The sequence below is a fragment of the Dokdonella sp. genome (assembly GCF_035703485.1).
GTDB lineage: Bacteria > Pseudomonadota > Gammaproteobacteria > Xanthomonadales > Rhodanobacteraceae > Dokdonella.
On record NZ_DASSYD010000152.1, the window covers coordinates 1 to 17,582 of the forward strand.

Below are 17,582 nucleotides of genomic sequence, written 5' to 3' on the forward strand. Positions count from 1 at the left end.
GCTGGGGGCAACGTGCTGGTCGTGGCTGGACCACCAGGTCAAGGCATAATTTCCATCTGGCCATGGACCGGAGATTCCGGCAACCGGAACCTTGTCGACAATGGCCACGGAAAGTGAGCCCTCATAGCGAGACTCCCAAACCACGCTTGAGACAGACTCCTTCTTTTTGCTCAGACCAAATTTGAACATGATTCCCATGCTGCTCCTCTATCGTGGCTTGTTGACCACTCTATGCTCAGCAATCGTCGTGCCAATTCGCTTGCGCGCGAACGAGACACGAAGAAAAGGCTACGAAAGCCATGTCTCTCAACAATTGCCGCAGCAAGCGTGGCAACTGAAACAAGCGCTCTCGCGTCGCCGCAAGTGGGAATTCGAGGTCGTGCGGGTATGCAATGTAGCTTTCTGTCACGAATTGGCAGATTTCTGAATGGCGATCACTTCGACGCCTCACAGACCCGTTGATTGACGACTGCTCGTCACCGGGGCAGCAAACCGACCGGACTGGCGGACAGTGAACGGTGTTGAATAAAGAGTGTTCGGAAACGGACGATTCGTATCGACTTTTTCGCGGATCAGATCGAATAAAGTCAATATAAACAGATAGTTAAGTCCTGGGCTCTGGCTTGGCATGGCTCGTGCTCTATCAGGGTATGGATATCGCACGCCCTGAACTCAAGCAACGCAAACGCCGTCGCCAGCTCCTGATCGGAGCGGCCGTCGGAATTCTGGTCATCGCCGCTGGCGCAGGCATTATGGCCCTCGGGCCAGCCATGCCTTCAGTTGATCGCAGCAGCGTGCTCGTCGACACAGTGAAACGCGGCGAATTGCTGCGCGAAGTGCGCGGCCCTGGCACCCTGGTGCCGAAGGAGATCCGCTGGATCGCCGCGGAGACCTCGGCGCGGGTCGAACGCATCCTGGTCAAACCCGGTGCCGCCGTCGAAGCCGATACCGTGATCATGGAGCTGAGCAGCCCCGTCGTTGAAGATCAGTTGCTCGCCGCCAAAACCGCCCTGACCGCTGCGCAATCAGATCTCGCCGCAAAACGCACCGAACTTCAATCGCGGCTGCTCGATCAGCAGGCTGCGCAGGCACAGGCGAAAACCGACTACGAGACCGCGCGCATGCAGGCCGAGTCGGAAAAGACGGTTGCCGAAAAAGGCATCATTCCGGCCGTGCAATACAAGAAGAGTCTGGTCGTGCTCGAGCAGCTCAAGTATCGCGTCGATATCGAGCAACAACGCGTTGCCGAATTCCGCCGCAACATCAGCGCGCAACTGGCCGCCGAGAAGGCGCGTCTTGATCAGCTGGCAAATACGCTTGATTTGCGCCAACGCCAATCTGACGGCCTCAAGGTCCGGGCAGGCATCGCGGGTGTGTTGCAGCGCGTGCCGGTCGAAGAAGGCCAGCAGGTCGACGCCGGCAGCAATCTGGCTCGCGTCGCCCGTCCTGGCGACCTCATGGCTGAGCTGCGCATTGCCGAGACCCAGGCCAAGGACATCGTCATCGGACAATCGGCACGCATCGATACGCGCAACGGCGTCGTCGACGGCAAGGTACTGCGCGTCGATCCGGCGGTGCAGAACGGCACGGTGCAGGTCGACGTCGAGCTGGAAGGCAAGCTGCCGGCCGGTGCGCGTCCCGATTTGTCGGTCGACGGCACGATCGAGATCGAGCGCCTCAAGGATGTCCTCTATGTCGGTCGCCCGGCCTTCGGCCAACCGGATTCGGAAGTGCGTCTGTTCAAGGTTGATGCAGATGGCGTGGCCGCACGCGTGCCGGTGCAGCTCGGCCGCAGCTCGGTCAACCTGATCGAAATCCGCAAGGGTCTCAAGGTTGGCGACCGGGTGATTCTTTCTGATACCAGCGCCTGGGATCAGAGCGACAGGATACGTTTGAATTAAGCCAAGAAACGCATCAATCCATATCTAATGTAGGAAGCGGCTTCAGCCACGATGCTTTTGTGTAACCGCTGAGAACAGCATCGCGGCTGAAGCCGCTTCCTACACGAAGCAAGACGCCATCCGCTATTCGAATCGAAGGGCCAACGACCATGACCACAACCAATGCTCCGCTGATCCATCTCGACAACATCCAGAAAGTCTTTCTGACCGACGAGGTCGAAACGCATGCGCTGGCGGGCGTGCATATCGTTATCGCCAAGGGCGAGTACGTGTCGATCACCGGGCCGTCCGGTTGCGGCAAATCGACTCTGCTCGCCATCCTCGGCTTGCTCGATACGCCGACGGAAGGTCGCTACACCTTGAACAACCGCGAAGTCGCCGACATCGGCGCCAGCGAACGTGCGGCGATCCGCAACCAGGAAATCGGCTTTGTCTTCCAGGCCTTCAACCTGATCGGCGATCTCAGCGTGTTCGAGAACGTCGAGTTGCCGCTGACCTACCGTGATGGCGTATCCAAGGCCGAGCGCCGCGATCGCGCGGTTTCCGCACTCGAGCGCGTCGGCATGGCGCATCGGGTCAAGCACTATCCGGCACAACTCTCCGGCGGTCAGCAACAGCGTGTCGCGGTCGCCCGCGCCCTCGTCGGCGCACCCTCGATCCTGCTCGCCGACGAGCCGACCGGCAACCTCGATTCAAAGAATGGCGAAGCCGTGATGGCCTTGCTTGATGAGCTGCACAAGGCTGGCTCGACCATCTGCATGGTCACCCATGATCCGCGCTACGCCGATTTCGCCGACCGCAAGATCTTCATGTTCGATGGTCGTGTGGTCGACGAGGAAACCATGCACCGCCTGCGCCACGAGGAAGACCAGCGCCTGATTCGACCGGCGCGATCAGTTTGATCGCGACAATCCCGAGGATGCGATACGCATGAATGATTTCAGGCTAGCCTTTCGACAACTGCTGAAAACGCCGGTATTCTCGTTGATCGCGGTGATGACGCTTGCGTTGGGCATTGGCGCCTGCACGGCGATGTTCAGCATCGTCAATAGTGTCGTCCTCAAACCTTTGCCATTCAATCAGCCCGATCGGCTGGCGTGGATTGAAAATGATGGCAATGGCGGCGGCATGTCGGCCCGCACGTCGCGCGTCAATACACTGCTCGGCTGGCGCGAAGGCAATTCAACGTTTGAGGATATTGCCGGCTACTTCGCTTTTTTCGACTACAACCAGGCCACCTTGACCGGGCAGGGCGAACCGCAGCGTTTGCGCGGCGTTCCGGTGACCGGAAACTTCCTTGACGTGCTTGGCGTGCAGCCCATGCTCGGGCACAACTTCTCGGCAGAGGATCTTGACTGGAATGATGGCCGGATCACATCGGTGATTCTGAGCTACCAGTTCTGGAAGAAACAGTTTTCCGCTGACAAATCGGTGATAGGAACGACGATCACGATTGACAATGGCCCGGTGCGGATCAATGGCGTGCTGCCGGCCGATTTCGATTTCGATTCCATATTCACACCGGAGTCCAGCGTGCAAATGCTGACTCCCTATCCGCTGGTTGATCAAACCAACAATTATGGCAACACCCTGTTTGCAATCGCTCGCCTAAAGCCCGGCGTTGGCATAGCCCAGGCGGGTGCTGATCTGAAAAACCTCAGTACGCGTCTTTCCGAGTCAGATCCGGGCGGCTTTGGTGCAAGCACATCGTTGCTCGATGACCACGTGCGCGGATCCTTCAGGACGGCGTTTTCAATTCTGTTTGCTGCCGTGCTCTGCGTGCTCCTGATCGTCTGCCTGAATTTGTCCAACTTGCTGCTCGCCCGTGCACAGTCGCGTCGCAAGGAATTTGCCGTGCGCGTCGCGCTCGGCGCAAGCATCTGGCGCCTGATTCGTCAGACACTTTCAGAAAGCACCCTGCTTGGTGTGACCGGCGCCCTGCTCGGACTTGGCCTGGCCAGAATCTTGATTGGATCTCTGGATCGCTTCGATGCGTTCAATATTCCGTTGTTGAATGCGACTTCGGTCGATTCCCGTGCATTGCTGTTCACGGTCGCAATCGCGGGCGTGTCAGCTTTGCTCTGCGGTGTCCTACCCGCCTGGAGCCTCTGGCGTGGCGATGTCAACCACGCGCTTGGCGAAACCGGGACACGCGGCAGCGCCGGCCGTGCAGCGGTCAGGTTGCGCAAATCCCTGGTCGTCACCCAGATCGCACTTGCCTGCGTACTGCTGATTGGCGCCGGCTTGCTGATTCGCAGCTTCATCGAAGTACTCGATATCGATCTGGGATTCAAACCCGATCATGTTGCTGCCTGGCGCATCGACTCGTCGCAGGCATTCGAGTCGGCCGAGCAGCGCATCGGGCACTATGAGCGTCTGCTCGCGCGTGTGTCGGAAGTGCCGGGTCTGGACTCGGTTGGTCTCAGCGACACCTTGCCGCTGGGTCGCAATCGCACCTGGGGCGCGGCGGCCAAAGGGGTCGAATACGGGTCCGGGCAATTTCCGGCGGCATCGCCGCGAATTGTAGACAAGGGCTATCTCGAGGCCATGCACATGCGCCTCCTCAAGGGTCGCTTGTTCGACAATCGCGATACGCGCGACGCGCCAGGTGCCGTGATTGTCAATGAAACCATGGCTCGCACCTTGTGGCCGAATCAGGATCCGATCGGAAAGATCGTGGTTCCCGGTTCGCGTGGTCACGATGAGCGGGGATTCGTTATCGGTGTCGTTGCCGATGTGCCCCGCGGTCTCGAGGTGGAGCCCAGTTCAGAGATGTACCTTGATCTTCGCCAGGAAGACGGCTGGGGGTCGCTGGAAATGGTTGTGCGCAGCAAGCGCCCGCTCGAATCGCTTGTGCCCGATATCCGCGCGGCGCTCGGAGACTTCGATCCGACCCTGGCGACCGGCGAATTTACAACACTCAATGATGTTGTTGATCGCGCAATAGCGCCGCGGCGGCTGACGACATCGATCCTGGGTGCTTTTTCCGCTTTGGCGCTGCTTCTCGCTGCTCTCGGAGTTTACGGCGTAATTGCCTACTCGGTAGGTCAGCGCAGCCACGAGATGGCCATCCGTGTTGCCGTTGGCGGAAAGAGTGGCGACCTGTTCCGCCTGATCGTCGGCGAAGGCTTCCGGATCGCAATTTTTGGACTTGTGCTGGGACTGTCAATCTCGTTTGCCGGCGTGCACCTGATGCGAAGCCTGCTATTCGGTATCAACGCGATCAATCCGGCGGTCTTCGCCATCAATGCGGCGATTGTGCTTGCGGTGGCCATGCTCGCCTCGCTGGCTCCGGCATTTCGTGCTGCTCGAACTGACCCAGCCTCGATGTTGCGCTGAGCATATGAGCAAGACGAGCTTGCAACATTCAATCAGAAGGGAGGCGCATCGCTCCCATGGAGGCATTGCGTGATGAGTAACCCGGGAAAACAAGCGAGCGGATGGTTTGATGATCTGCGCATCGCCGCGCGCGGCCTGCTCGGCCAGCGCGGATTCTTCTTCACTGCGGTGTTGACCATGACCCTCGGCATCGGCGCGGTCACTGCGATTTTTACCGTCTACGACGCGGTGCTGCTCAAGCCGCTGCCATTCCAGGATGCCGAGCGCATCGTGCGCATCAAGCGCGAGAAGGGTCCGTCGGTGCAGGTCACCACGTCGGTACCGGTCTTCGATGAGTGGCGTGACAAGACCCATTCGGCGTTCGACGCGATTGGCGCCTACGTGCCGGAGACAATGAATCTGGCTGGCAACGATGACGCGCAACGTCTCAGTGTGTACAAGGTGACGCCAGGTTTCTGGGATGTCTTCAGTCAGCCGATCGCGCTCGGGCACAGCTGGGGCGAAGAAGAAGAAAACCACAATGTCCGCGTGGTCGTGCTCAGTGATCGACTCTGGCGCAGTCGTTTTGCGGCCAGCAAGGATGTGATCGGTCGTGATGTTCGTCTGAACGACGATGTCTATCGCATTGTCGGCGTGGCTTCCGCGCAATTCAGCTTTCCCGATGATGTCCAGGTCTGGGTGCCGACGTTTACCCCCGGCAATGCGCAAAGTCGGCGCACGATGAACTTCCTCAGCGTGCTCGGCCGCCGCTCGGCGACGGTCAGCGCGGCGCAAGCGGCCGCATCCGTGCAAAGCGTCATCGATTGGCAAGTGCAGACATTTCCCGCCGATGAGTCCGCGATGCAGGCCATGATCACGCCGCTCAGTGAGCAGATTGGTGCGCCGGTAAGCAGGGCACTTGGCATGTTGCTGGCCGCCTCGGCGCTGGTTCTGCTGATTGCCTGCGCCAATCTGGCCGGACTGATGCTTGCTCGCGGTCAAGCACGAGAGCAGGAGTTGTCCCTGCGCTGCGCACTGGGCGCACAAAAAGGGCGCCTGATGCGGCATGTGCTGGCCGAATCCGTGTTGATTGCCCTGGCCGGCACGCTGGCCGGCCTGCTCGTTGCCAAGCCTGCGATCGCCGGACTGATGGCGCTGGCACCGGATCTGCTGCCGGCCTACAACCTGCCAACAATCAACTTGCGCGTGATCGCGGCAACCAGCGCGATTGCGCTTGGCACCGTGCTCGTGTTCGCGCTGTATCCGGCCTGGCGTGCGGCGGCGGCTGATCCGGTCAAGGCCTTGCAGGGTGCGTCGCGCAGCCAGACCGGCAGCGTCCGCCAGATGCGCGCGCGTTCGTTGCTGGTGTCCGCCGAAATTGCCCTCGCCATGACCTTGCTGGCCGGTGCCGGCCTGCTTATCGGCAGCCTGCAAAAACTCGCCGAGGTTGATTCCGGGGTCAAGACCGATCATGTGTTGACCGCTCAATTTTCAATTTCCACATTGACCCTGAAGCCCGGTGACGATCTCAATGCCTGGGCCGGCAATGCCATGAAGGCGCTGAATCCGCGCCTCGATAGCATCGAGAAGCGGCTCGCCGCGCTGCCGGGTGTTGAATCAGTCGCCTTGAGTTTCGGCTTGCCGGCCTCGGGCAATGCCAACTGGACCAGCAGCTTCCAGATCGTTGGTGAACCGAAGGCGAAGAGCGAAGTGCAGATGCGCTTCGTCAGTCAGGATTACTTCAAGACTTACGGCATTCCGGTCGAGGCCGGTCGGCCGTTCAATGCGCTGGATGGCACGCGCGCCTTGTTGCCGACCGAGTTGCTCGTCAACCAGGCTTTCGCCGACCGCTATCTGGCCGGTGCCGATCCGCTCAGTCGCGAAATCATCACTTTCGGCGACGATCCGATCCGCATCATCGGCGTGGTCGGCAACGTACATCAGGCCGGCCTCGATCGCGACGTCAATCCGGAGCTGTATTTCCCGGTCAGCAAGGCGATCAAGGGCGACATGAGCATCGGCCTCAAGGTGCGTGGCGATACGTTGGCCTACGCCGAAGTGTTGCGCAAGGCCATGCGCGAAGTCGCGCCGGATGCGCCGGTCTACGAAGTGCGCAGCATGGATTCGGTGATCGGCTCAACCCTGGGACTGCGTCGCTTCAACATGACCCTGATGAGCGTGTTTGCCGCGGTCGCGATGCTGCTGGCGGCGATCGGCCTGTACGGCGTGATTGCTTTCTCGGTCGCTCAGCGCCGGCGCGAAATCGGCTTGCGTCAGGCCCTCGGTGCCAGCCGTCTGGCCATCCATCGGCTCATGTTCGGCCTCGGCTTGCGCATGGTCGTGCCGGGCATTCTCGTCGGCACTCTCGGTGCACTCGCCCTCGGTCGCCTGATTTCGGCCCAGTTGTATGGCATGGGTGCGATAAACCCGCTGCTGCTGTTCGGCGTCGTATTGGTGCTGGCCGCTGTTGCGGTTGTCGCCTGTGCGATCCCGAGTCTGCGCGCCAGCGGTATCGCGCCCATGGAGGCGCTGCGTGATGAATAACGTGCTTCCAGCAGAGGACGAAAAGTAAACCGATGGACATCCTGTTCAACGATTTTCGCCATGCCTTGCGCACGCTGTATCGGCGGCCGGGATTTGTTGCGGCGGTTGCGCTGACGCTGGCAATTGCCATCGGGGCGAATACACTGGTTTTCAGCCTGATCGATTCGATCTATCTGAAAGCCTTGCCGTATCCGAATGCGTCGGCGTTGATCGAGCTCAACAACAGTTATGCGAAATCCGGCCCGGCCAACGCCGGCGTTTCGATTCCGGATTACCTTGACCGACGTGCGGGCGTCACCGCGCTGGCCGACAGCGCTCTCTACACCGGCACCAATCCTGGCCTTTCCTCAGGAGGAGCACCGGAACGACTGCGCGGACTGATGGCCACGCCTTCCTTGTTCTCGACGCTTGGCGTGGCGCCGCAGCTCGGGCGCACGTTTGGCGATGACGAGGCGCTGCCGAATCGCGACAAGGTGGTGGTTATCGCCAATGCACTCTGGCGCAATCGCTTCAACAGCGACCCAGGCATTGTCGGTCGCGATATCCGACTCGATGGACAGAGCTACCGTGTCGTCGGCGTGATGCCCGAAGCCTTCATGTTCCCGAATCGGGAAACCCAGATCTATCTGCCGTTCGCATTTTCGGAAGAACAGAAAGACGATCGCGAGCGCGGCCATGAATATTCCAATGTCGTTGCGCGGCTCGCCCCCGGAGCCAGCATCGCCCAGGTCAAACTGCAGAGCGATGCGATCATCCAGCGCAATGCGGAGCGAATCGGCGCGCTCGGTGCCGAAGGCGCGGGCTTCCGTGATTTCATCGCCGCGTCGGGTTTCACCGTCACGGCTCAACCCTTGCGTGAGTTGCTCGCGGGTGGAAGTTTCGATGTGCTGTTGCTGCTGCAGGGAGCGGTGCTACTCGTACTGCTGATTGCTTGTGCCAATATCGCCAACTTGCTGATGACCCGCTTCAGTAGTCGGCAAAAGGAATTCTCCGTGCGCGTTGCGCTCGGTGCGGGGCGTATGCGCATCGCCCGACAACTGATACTTGAAGCGATGATTCTCGCCCTGATCGGCGGCGCGGCGGGTTTGGCCATTGCCCTGGCCGGTGGTCGACTGGTTGACGCAAGTGGCTTGTTGCCGGATTGGGTGATGGTCACGCCGAATCTGCGGCTGGTCGGAATCTGCCTGCTGTTTTCGCTGCTGGCCAGCCTGATTTTCGGCATGATTCCAATTCTTTCGGTAATGGGAATGAAGGCACGCCAGGTCATGAGCGATGCTGGTCGGCTCGGCAGTGGCGGGCGGAAATCCAATCGCGCGCGTGCCGTGCTGGCGGTTGTCCAGCTCGCGCTCGCAGTCACCTTGCTCGCCGGTTCCGCGTTGCTGTTGCGCAGTTTTTCAAATGTCCTCAATGAAGACCCCGGCTTTGACAGCAAGAATCTGCTGACCGCCGCGGTTGCACTGCCGAGTTCGAAGTTTGCGGATGGCCCGGCTCAGGTGCGCGCGGTTGCGCAGATTCTGCAGGACGTCAGAAATCTACCCGGTGTCGAATCCGCAACCATCTCTGATGAGAACCCTTTCAGTTCGAGGGAGCAGGGTGCGAGTTATCGTATTGCCGGACGCCCCGACAATGGAGCCTCGTTGCATGGGCATACGTTGAATGTCGATGCCGACTACTTCAAGACCATGGAAATCCCGGTGTTACGCGGTCGCACGTTCACCCGCGCTGATTGGGATGCCACCGCACAGGTCGCGATCATCGATCAGGCATTCGAGAAGAAGAACTTTCCCGACGGAGATGCGCTGAATCATCAACTCAACATGGGCTCGCCAACCGAGCCGGTGCTTTACGACATCGTCGGCGTTGTCGCCAATGTCCGCACCCAGGACATGGCCCGAAACTCCGGCGAGGAAACCTTCTATCGCAACTTCGCGCGCCGACCCAGCAACACGATCTTGCTGACTTTGCGTACGTCGACGGCACCACAAGCGCTGATCGAGCCGCTGCGCTCAAGTATCCGATCGGTCGATCCTGATTTGGTCGCGTTCGATATCAAGACCATGGATCAGCGCATCAATCTGTCGATGACCGGTCGCCGCGTGCCGATGCAGTTGCTGATCGGGTTTGCTTCGATTGCGCTTTTGCTGGCCGGCATTGGCGTCTACGGCGTGCTCGCCTTCGGCGTCGCCCAGCGCACCAGTGAACTCGGTGTGCGAATGGCCATCGGCGCAACCGCGCTGCACATTGGTCAACTGGTGTTGAAGGATGGCGCGCGACTGATCGCATTCGGTCTGGCCGCCGGGTCGGTCGGAGCGATCCTGCTCGGCTTCCTGATTCGCAGCCAGTTGTTCGGCGTCGGCAGTATCGATCCTCCGAGCCTGTTGCTGGTGCTCGCCTTGCTGGCGGCAACCGGTTTCGTCGCTTGCTGGCTGCCGGCGCGCCGCGCCGCGCGCACCACGCCCATGGAGGCGCTGCGTGATGAATGATTCGCGCCCGGAAATCTCCACTCCACTCTCTTGCAGGAGCCCTCAATGAACATCGCCGCCGATCTGAAATTTGCCCTGCGCAGCCTGCGCTCGCGTTTGGGCCTGACCTTGTTCGCCGCCGGATCTCTGGCTGTCGGCATGGCCGCGGCGATCGCGATCTACTGCGTGATCGATGCGGTGATGCTGCGTGCCTTGCCGTATCCGCACGCCGACCGGCTCGTGCAGATTCGCGAACTGGCCGAGGATGGTCATGCGATGAACGTGGCCGGGCCGAACTACACGGATCTGGCTGCGGGTGTCGGCGAGTTCGATTCGATGGCGATCTTCAGCAGCTATTCGAGGATCGTCGAATCGGGAGACACGGCGATGCGTAGTGTCATCGCTTCCACCTCGGATGGATTCTTCAAGGTACTCGGTGCGACGCCGATGCTTGGACGCACGTTCACGCCCGACGAGCACGATGACGTTGCCGTGATCAGCAACGCACTCTGGCAATCGCTGTTCCAGGGCAGGGCGGATGTGCTCGGCCAGCGCGTGGTCATTGATGGCAAGGGCTATGCGGTGGCGGGCGTGATCGCGGATGCGTTTGCTTTCCCGGAAGGAGTCAGGGCCTGGGTTCCGTATCGTGACGACATCGGCAGCTCGCGCAGTGCGCACAACTGGCGCGTACTCGGACGGCTCGGCAATGCCGATGATCTCGGTCGCGCCCGGCTTGAAGCCAGCGCGCTGGCGACGCGTCTCAAGGCTGCTCATGGCAGTCAGATCGATGCGGTCAATTTCGAGCTGGTGCCGCTGGCTCAGGCGATTGCCGCGCCGGTACGCAGTGGCCTGCTCCTGCTTGCCGCCGGCACGGCGTTTCTGTTGCTGATCGCGATCACCAACACGACCCATCTGCTGCTCGCCCTGAATGGTTCACGCAGTCGCGAATTCGCTGTACGCGCCGCGCTCGGCGCCAGCGACTTGCGCCTGGCCTTCCAGGTATTTCTCGAAGGCTTCCTGATCGTGCTGATGGCGACACTCGCGGCGCTAGCTCTGGCCGCAGCGGCGTTGCGGGTGCTCGTACGCGCGGCCGGAGAAAGCTTGCCGCACGCGCAGAACATCTATCTCGATGGCCCGACCATTCTGATGAGCTTCGTTGCGACCCTTTGCATCGCGGTGATTGCAACCGCAGCGGTGCTCTGGAGTTCACGGCGTACAAGCACGGTCGCCACCTTGCGTGAAAGTGGCCGTGGCCAGTCGCCCGGACGGCGGCAGTTGCGCACGCGCAGTGTCCTGCTTGTCGCACAAACCGCATTGACCACGGTGTTGCTGATTGGCGCGGCCTTGCTCGGGCGCAGCTTTCTCGATCTGCTCAATGTCGATCCGGGATTCAACACCGATGGTGCAGTCACCGTCCAGGTATCCCAGCCGTGGACCCAGGATGCCGGGGCCGCCGCGGCAACGGCGCGCAAATACGATCAACTGATGCAGGATTTTGCCGCGATCCCCGGAGTCAGTGTGGTCGGCGGTGTGAGCAGCCTGCCGCTGACCGGGGAGGGGGCCAACGGCGGTTTCTGGGATGGCTCGGTGACCAATTTTGATCAGCCACCGCCCACGCCGATCGGCGATGCCGAGTTTCGTGTCGCCAGCCCCGGCTACTTCGACGCCGCCGGCATTCCCGTACTCAGCGGCCGCGCTTTCTCCAGTTCTGATCGCGCCGATGGTGCCCAGGTTGCGCTGATCAGCGCCAGCGCCGCCAAGGCGACTTGGGGCGAGCAGGATCCGATCGGCAAGCAGATCCAGTTTGGCAACATGGATGGCGATGTGCGCCTGCTGACGATCGTCGGCGTCGTTGGCGATGTGCGCCAGAATGGCCTTGATCGCGAAGCAGCCGGCAGCGTCTACGTCGACCTCGCCCAGCGTCCGCTGGTTGCCGCTGATTTCAACATCCTCGTGCGCACCAGCCTGCCGATCGCCAGCGTGATGCCGTCGCTGCGCGGTGTGCTTGAACGGAACGCGAAGGGGATTCCGTACAGCCTGCGTCCACTCGCCGAAGTGCGCGCCAGTTCGCTGGCCGATCGCCGCTTCAGCCTGATGCTGCTCGGCACGTTTGCCTGCGTCGCCTTCACTCTCGCGGTCAGCGGCTTGTACGGCCTGATGGCGTTTGCCGTTGGCCAGCGCCAGAACGAGTTCGCCCTGCGTCAGGCATTGGGATCGACCCGCGAACGCATCGCCCGACTCGTGCTTGAAGGCGGCATGCGCATCGGTGTCAGCGGCGTTGTCCTCGGCGCGATTACTGCCGTCGCCGCGACGCGCATGGCCGGCAATGTCGTGCACGGTGTACCGGCCATCGATATTCCAGTACTGATCGGCGTCTGCGTCCTGCTGCTTGCCACCTTGTTGCTTGCCTGCCTGCTGCCGGCACACCGGGCCAGTGCCGTGGCGCCACGAGATGCTTTGGCATGACACCTCATTTTCCATTGCGGCCACCGCGCCGTCACGCTGACGCGCAATCAAGCGCCATCGAATCAAAAGGGAAACCATGACATGCAAGCGATCAGACATGAGTTCAAGCAAGCGCTGCGCAGCATCGTCAGCCAGCCGGCGTTCTCGATGTTTGTTGTCGGTGTGCTCGCCGCAGGACTGACCGCGGTCATCTACGCACTGATCGCGATTGACCACATGGTTGTGCGACCGCTGCCATTTCCCGCTGCCGAACAGTTGCTCAGCGTCGGTCTCGATGACGGCAGTGATCGCGGTGGCAACCTCGATCCGGTGCGTACCGACGATGTGATCGCCTTGCGTCGCCACCTGGCCGGGGTTGCCGAAGTCTCCGCCTTCACTTCGGCGACGATCAACCTCAGCGATCTCGATCGCCCCGAGCGCTACGATGGTGCCTTCGTCTCTTCCAATCTGTTCCACGTGCTCGGTGTCGCGCCGCTACTCGGGCGGGATTTCAACGCGGCTGACGAGCGCGATGGTGCGCCGTCGGTGGTCATGCTTTCACACGATTTGTGGGCCAGCCGCTACGGTTCCGATCCGGCGGTGATCGGCCGCCAGATCCGGGCCAATTCGCATCCGGTGACGATTGTCGGCGTGATGCCGGAGTATTTTTCCTATCCGCGTCGTGAAGTCATCTGGATGGCCAAACCATTTAGCGCAGGGGCCAATCCGGATCTCTCGTTTGCGTTGGTCCTGAGACGCAATATGGGCGTGACCGACAGTGCCGTTCGCACCGCTGTGGGCAGCTGGTTTGATGATGCATCGCGCGCTGAACCGGAACATTTCCTTGGCTTGCGTGCGACCGTGCAATCGCTTGGACTGCTCACCGTCGACGAAACCACGCGCAGCGTGCTCAAGGTCATGCTGGTGGCGGCGTTGCTGGTGCTGCTGATCGCCTGTGCGAACGCGGCCAACCTGCTGCTGACGCGCACCCTCGCACGTCGTCAGGAGCTCGCGATCCGGGTCGCTCTTGGGGCGAGCCGATCACGCCTGACTTTGCATCTGCTCGCACAAAGTCTTCTGCTCAGCCTGATTGCGGCAGTCGTTGCAGTTTCGCTGGCAGGTCTTGCCGCGAATTGGACCGATGCCGCGTTCCGTGCCTCGTTTGATGGTCCGCCGCGCTGGATTCATTTCACCCTCGACGGGCGCATCATCGCGATGACCTTTGTCGTGGTCCTGGTCACCGCGCTGGTCGCCGGCCTGCTGCCTGCGCTGCGCGCCGGCGGCAGCGCCATGGCCGGTGACTTGCGTGACGGAGTGCGCAACGTCGGCGCTGGCTTTGCACGCATCAGCCGGGTGCTGATGATCGGTGAAGTTACCCTGTCGTTGACCTTGCTGATTTCGGTCGGCGTGCTCGCCGGCATCGTCAGTGCGCTCGACAACACCGATCTCGGCATTGATCCGCACGGCATCCTGACCGCACGTGTCGGCTTGTTTGAAAATGCCTATCCACAAGGTGGCGACCAGGTACGTCAGTTTGAGGCGATCACGGATCGGCTGCGCGCCGATCCGGCGGTAATCGGGGTCACCGCCGGAACCAACTTGCCCGGCCTCGGCGGCGATCAGCGCCAGGTGCTGGCCGATGGTGACGTAGCCGGCGATGGCGACTTGCCACGAGTCAACTACGCGGCCGTGGATGATCAGTTTCTGTCAGCTTTCAGTATCCAGATGCAGGGCGGCCGCTTCTTTGACAGTCGCGATAGCGCCACGGCGACAGCGGTAGCGGTTGTCGACCAGCGCTTCGCCGATCTGCACGGCGGCAAGGAGGATATGGTCGGTCGACGCTTCCGCCTCGATCCACGCGACAAGGACGCAGCTCTGGTCACTGTCGTCGGTGTGATTCCCGCGTTGCGCATGGGCGAGCCGGACAACCGGTTGCGGCCGACCCTGCTGGTGCCATTGCGCCAGAATCCGGCTCGCTTCGTCAGCCTCGGCATTCACGTCAAAGGTGACCCTGCGGCATTCGCGCCACGCCTGGTCGAGGACCTTCGCGAAGTCGCGCCAGATACCCCGGCGTACTGGGTGCGCAGCTATGCCGATGCGATTCGCGAAGCAACTTTCGCAACCCGCTTGCTGGCAAAGATTTTCGCCGCCTTCGGTGTGCTGGCGCTGGCTTTGGCCGGTGCAGGCCTCTACGGCGTCGTCGCCTTCAACGTTGGCCAGCGCACCCGCGAAATCGGCGTACGCCGCGCACTCGGTGCGTCACCGGCCAGTGTGCTGCGCGATGTGCTGACACGCGCAGGTTGGCAGGTCGGTCTCGGACTGGCGCTCGGGCTGGGATGTGGCCTGGCGCTTGCGCGCGTGCTGACTTCGGTTCTGAACAGTCCCGGCAGTTCTCATGCCTTGACCATTGTCGGAGCCATCGTCGTGCTGATGGCGGCGGCAACGATTGCTGTGGTCGTCCCGGCCCGACGTGCGCTGCGCGTCGACCCAATGGAGGCATTGCGCCATGAATAACGTGCTTGGTGATTTCCGCTTTGCCTTGCGCGCCCTGATGCGCTCGCCCTGGTTCGCGGCCGCCTCGATTGGCATGCTCGCGGTTGGTATCGGCCTCAGCGTGGCGATGGTCAGTGCGGTCAATGGCGTGTTGTTGCGCGGCCTGCCGTTTCCCCACAGTGAACGCATCGTCATGCTCAACGCGAGCAGTGCCAATCAACATGTCGAGCGGGCCAATCTCACCGCGGTCGAAGCGAAACAACTGGCCGCTTCGACACCAGGCTTCGATGCACTGGCCTATTTCACCTACTGGAGCGATACGCTGCAGGTTGATGGCCAGCGTCCGCGTGATGTCACTGCGCAGAAAGTCAGCGCCGAATTTTTCCCGGTGCTCGGCATGCCGCCTTTGCTCGGTCGTACGCTGAATGCCGAAGATGTGCGTGAAAACCGCGCGGTCGCGGTGATCTCGTTTGACGAGTGGCAGCGGACGTTTGCCGGCAGCGCCGACGCGATTGGGCAAGATCTGCATATTGCGGGCATGGCGCCACTGCAGGTTGTTGGGGTCATGCCGAAGACGATTGAGGTGTTCTCGGGCGACACCGGCATCTGGCGCCCGATCAGCGCGGGGGATTTCCCGGTCGATGGGACACGCCAACTCAATCAGCGCTATCTGCTCATGATTGGTCGAATGCACGCCGGTGTCTCGACGGCGCAGGCGCAGGCGGCACTCGATGCGCAGGCGGCATCGATCCGCGCCGCGCATGGCTTGAGCCAATCCGACTGGCGCTTCGCACCGCGATATGTGCTCGATCTGCTGGTTGGCGATATCCGTGTTGCCTTGTGGGGCGCGCTGACCCTCGCCCTGCTGATCCTGCTGATCGCTGCGGCGAACGTCGCGATTCTGATTGATGGCCGACAGACCGCGCGACGCCATGAGCAGGCCGTGATGCAGGCGATCGGCGCAAGTCGTCAGCGCGTCTGGCGCGGCCTGCTCGCCGAGCTGCTGGTCATCTCTGCATTTGCCTCGGTGATCGGCATCGGCATTGCCCAGTTCGGTATCGGCTTGTTGCGTGAGTTCGCCCGCGGCAGCATTCCGCGCGTCGATGGCATCGCAATGGATTGGCGCATGGTTGGCGTCGCCCTGTTGCTTGGATTGGCGATGCCGCTGGTGGCCGTCATCAGCGGCGGCTTGCGCGTCAATGCGCAGGCCAACGAGGCGATCCGCAGTGGTGGCCGCAATCTGCTCGGACAGCGCCGCCAGCGTCGTTTGTTGCCTGCCGGGGCAATGGCCTTGTCGACCTTGAGTCTGGTCGCCGCACTCGGCTTTGGCGCCGTGCTTTGGCAATTGCAGAGCGTGAATCCCGGTTTTTCCGCCGATCACGTGCATGCCTTGCAACTGTTTCGCAGCACGCCGCGCGCTGAATGGAACGGATTCGCCAAGCAGATGCAGGATCAGCTTGCGACCATTCCCGGCGTTCGCGAGGTCGCCCTGACCAGCAGCGCGCCACTGTCGGTGATCGGCCCGAACCGGCTCGATCTTCGCGTCGCCGGTCGTGCCGAAAGCGAGCCGATGCAGGTTGGCTTTCGACGGGTGTCGCCGGGCTATCGCGAACTGCTCGATATCCCCTTGCTCGCCGGTCGCGATTTCGCGGCGAGCGATCGCGAGGGCAGTGAGTCGGTCGCGATCATCAATCACGCCGCGACCAGGCGGATCTTCGGCGATGGCTCAGCGATCGGCCAGCAGATCGAACTGCCGCTCGCGCGGGATCAATGGGTTTCCTGTCGCGTGATCGGTGTTGTCGATGACGTGCACAACGATGGCCTGCGCCTGCCGGCCGCACCCGAAGTGCTGGTTCCGTTCGCCCAGGCTCCGGCGGTTGCGATGACCTTCCTTGTGCGCAGTGATCGCGATGTCGCCGGCATCGGCCTGCAGATGGCCGATGCCCTTGGCGCGATCGATACTCAGCAGACCATCACGCGGCAATACGCACTGGCGGACGATCTCGGCGCGCAACTCGCACCGGCGCAATTCTTCGCCCGCACGGTCGGCGGCTTTGCCATCGCTGCGCTGCTGCTGGCGATGCTTGGGGTCTACGCAGTCGCCTCGCTGCGCCAGCAACAGCGAGTTGGCGAATTGGGCTTGCGTCTGGCCATGGGCGCCGCGCCACGCAAACTCGCCGCTTCGATTCTTGCTGACAGCTTGCGCGGCAGCGCACCCGGCGTCGTGCTGGGCCTGATTGCCGCCGGGTTGGCAATGCGCCTGCTGCAGGCGCAGTGGTCAGGTATCGAGCAAGTCCAGCAATCCACATTGATAGTCGCCGGTCTGATCGCGATGTCGCTGGCGGCGATACTTTCTGCGCTGGTTCCGGCCTGGCGCGCAGCGCGCGTCGATCCGATGACCGCGCTTCGCAACGAATGA

General features: G+C 61.8%; 10 protein-coding genes. 9 read left to right on the forward strand and 1 reads right to left on the reverse strand.

Annotated elements, in window-relative coordinates:
• On the reverse strand, nt 1-198 hold a 198-nt coding region (locus tag VFN25_RS11900), incomplete at its 3' end, for a hypothetical protein (protein ID WP_325142165.1).
• Here VFN25_RS11900 and VFN25_RS11905 point away from each other — a divergent pair.
• From VFN25_RS11905 to VFN25_RS11945, 9 genes are all read left to right on the forward strand, one after another.
• The gene (locus VFN25_RS11905; RefSeq protein ID WP_325142167.1) at nt 197-427 is read left to right on the forward strand and encodes a hypothetical protein; all 231 of its coding nucleotides are present in this window, start codon (nt 197-199) and stop codon (nt 425-427) included. The genes VFN25_RS11900 and VFN25_RS11905 overlap by 2 nt on opposite strands.
• A 196-nt stretch (nt 428-623) precedes the next feature.
• A complete protein-coding gene (locus tag VFN25_RS11910; protein WP_325142169.1) occupies nt 624-1,901 on the forward strand; it encodes an efflux RND transporter periplasmic adaptor subunit in 1,278 nt (425 codons plus the stop codon).
• 149 nt (nt 1,902-2,050) lie between these two features.
• Nucleotides 2,051-2,803 (forward strand): ABC transporter ATP-binding protein, encoded by a 753-nt coding sequence (locus VFN25_RS11915; RefSeq protein WP_325142172.1) that lies wholly within the window; start codon nt 2,051-2,053, stop codon nt 2,801-2,803.
• Nucleotides 2,804-2,831: 28 nt separating this feature from the next.
• Nucleotides 2,832-5,240, forward strand: a complete 2,409-nt coding sequence (locus tag VFN25_RS11920; RefSeq protein WP_325142174.1) for an ABC transporter permease — start codon at nt 2,832-2,834, stop codon at nt 5,238-5,240.
• 72 nt (nt 5,241-5,312) lie between these two features.
• Nucleotides 5,313-7,763, forward strand: a complete 2,451-nt coding sequence (locus VFN25_RS11925; RefSeq protein WP_325142175.1) for an ABC transporter permease — start codon at nt 5,313-5,315, stop codon at nt 7,761-7,763.
• A gap of 32 nt (nt 7,764-7,795) precedes the next feature.
• Nucleotides 7,796-10,246 (forward strand): ABC transporter permease, encoded by a 2,451-nt coding sequence (locus VFN25_RS11930; protein ID WP_325142177.1) that lies wholly within the window; start codon nt 7,796-7,798, stop codon nt 10,244-10,246.
• A 45-nt stretch (nt 10,247-10,291) separates the two neighbouring features.
• Complete coding sequence (locus VFN25_RS11935; RefSeq protein WP_325142179.1) at nt 10,292-12,691, forward strand: ADOP family duplicated permease; 2,400 nt, start codon at nt 10,292-10,294, stop codon at nt 12,689-12,691.
• 81 nt (nt 12,692-12,772) lie between these two features.
• A complete protein-coding gene (locus VFN25_RS11940) occupies nt 12,773-15,184 on the forward strand; it encodes an ADOP family duplicated permease (protein ID WP_325142181.1) in 2,412 nt (803 codons plus the stop codon).
• Complete coding sequence (locus tag VFN25_RS11945) at nt 15,177-17,582, forward strand: ABC transporter permease (RefSeq protein ID WP_325142184.1); 2,406 nt, start codon at nt 15,177-15,179, stop codon at nt 17,580-17,582. The genes VFN25_RS11940 and VFN25_RS11945 overlap by 8 nt, the downstream gene beginning before the upstream one ends.

Coding starts and splice junctions, on each gene's coding strand:
- VFN25_RS11905 (WP_325142167.1), top strand. CDS start 197: ATGCTGCTCCTCTATCGTGGCTTGTTGACCACTCTATGCTCAGCAATC.
- VFN25_RS11915 (WP_325142172.1), top strand. CDS start 2,051: ATGACCACAACCAATGCTCCGCTGATCCATCTCGACAACATCCAGAAA.
- VFN25_RS11920 (WP_325142174.1), top strand. CDS start 2,832: ATGAATGATTTCAGGCTAGCCTTTCGACAACTGCTGAAAACGCCGGTA.
- VFN25_RS11925 (WP_325142175.1), top strand. CDS start 5,313: ATGAGTAACCCGGGAAAACAAGCGAGCGGATGGTTTGATGATCTGCGC.
- VFN25_RS11930 (WP_325142177.1), top strand. CDS start 7,796: ATGGACATCCTGTTCAACGATTTTCGCCATGCCTTGCGCACGCTGTAT.
- VFN25_RS11935 (WP_325142179.1), top strand. CDS start 10,292: ATGAACATCGCCGCCGATCTGAAATTTGCCCTGCGCAGCCTGCGCTCG.
- VFN25_RS11940 (WP_325142181.1), top strand. CDS start 12,773: ATGCAAGCGATCAGACATGAGTTCAAGCAAGCGCTGCGCAGCATCGTC.
- VFN25_RS11945 (WP_325142184.1), top strand. CDS start 15,177: ATGAATAACGTGCTTGGTGATTTCCGCTTTGCCTTGCGCGCCCTGATG.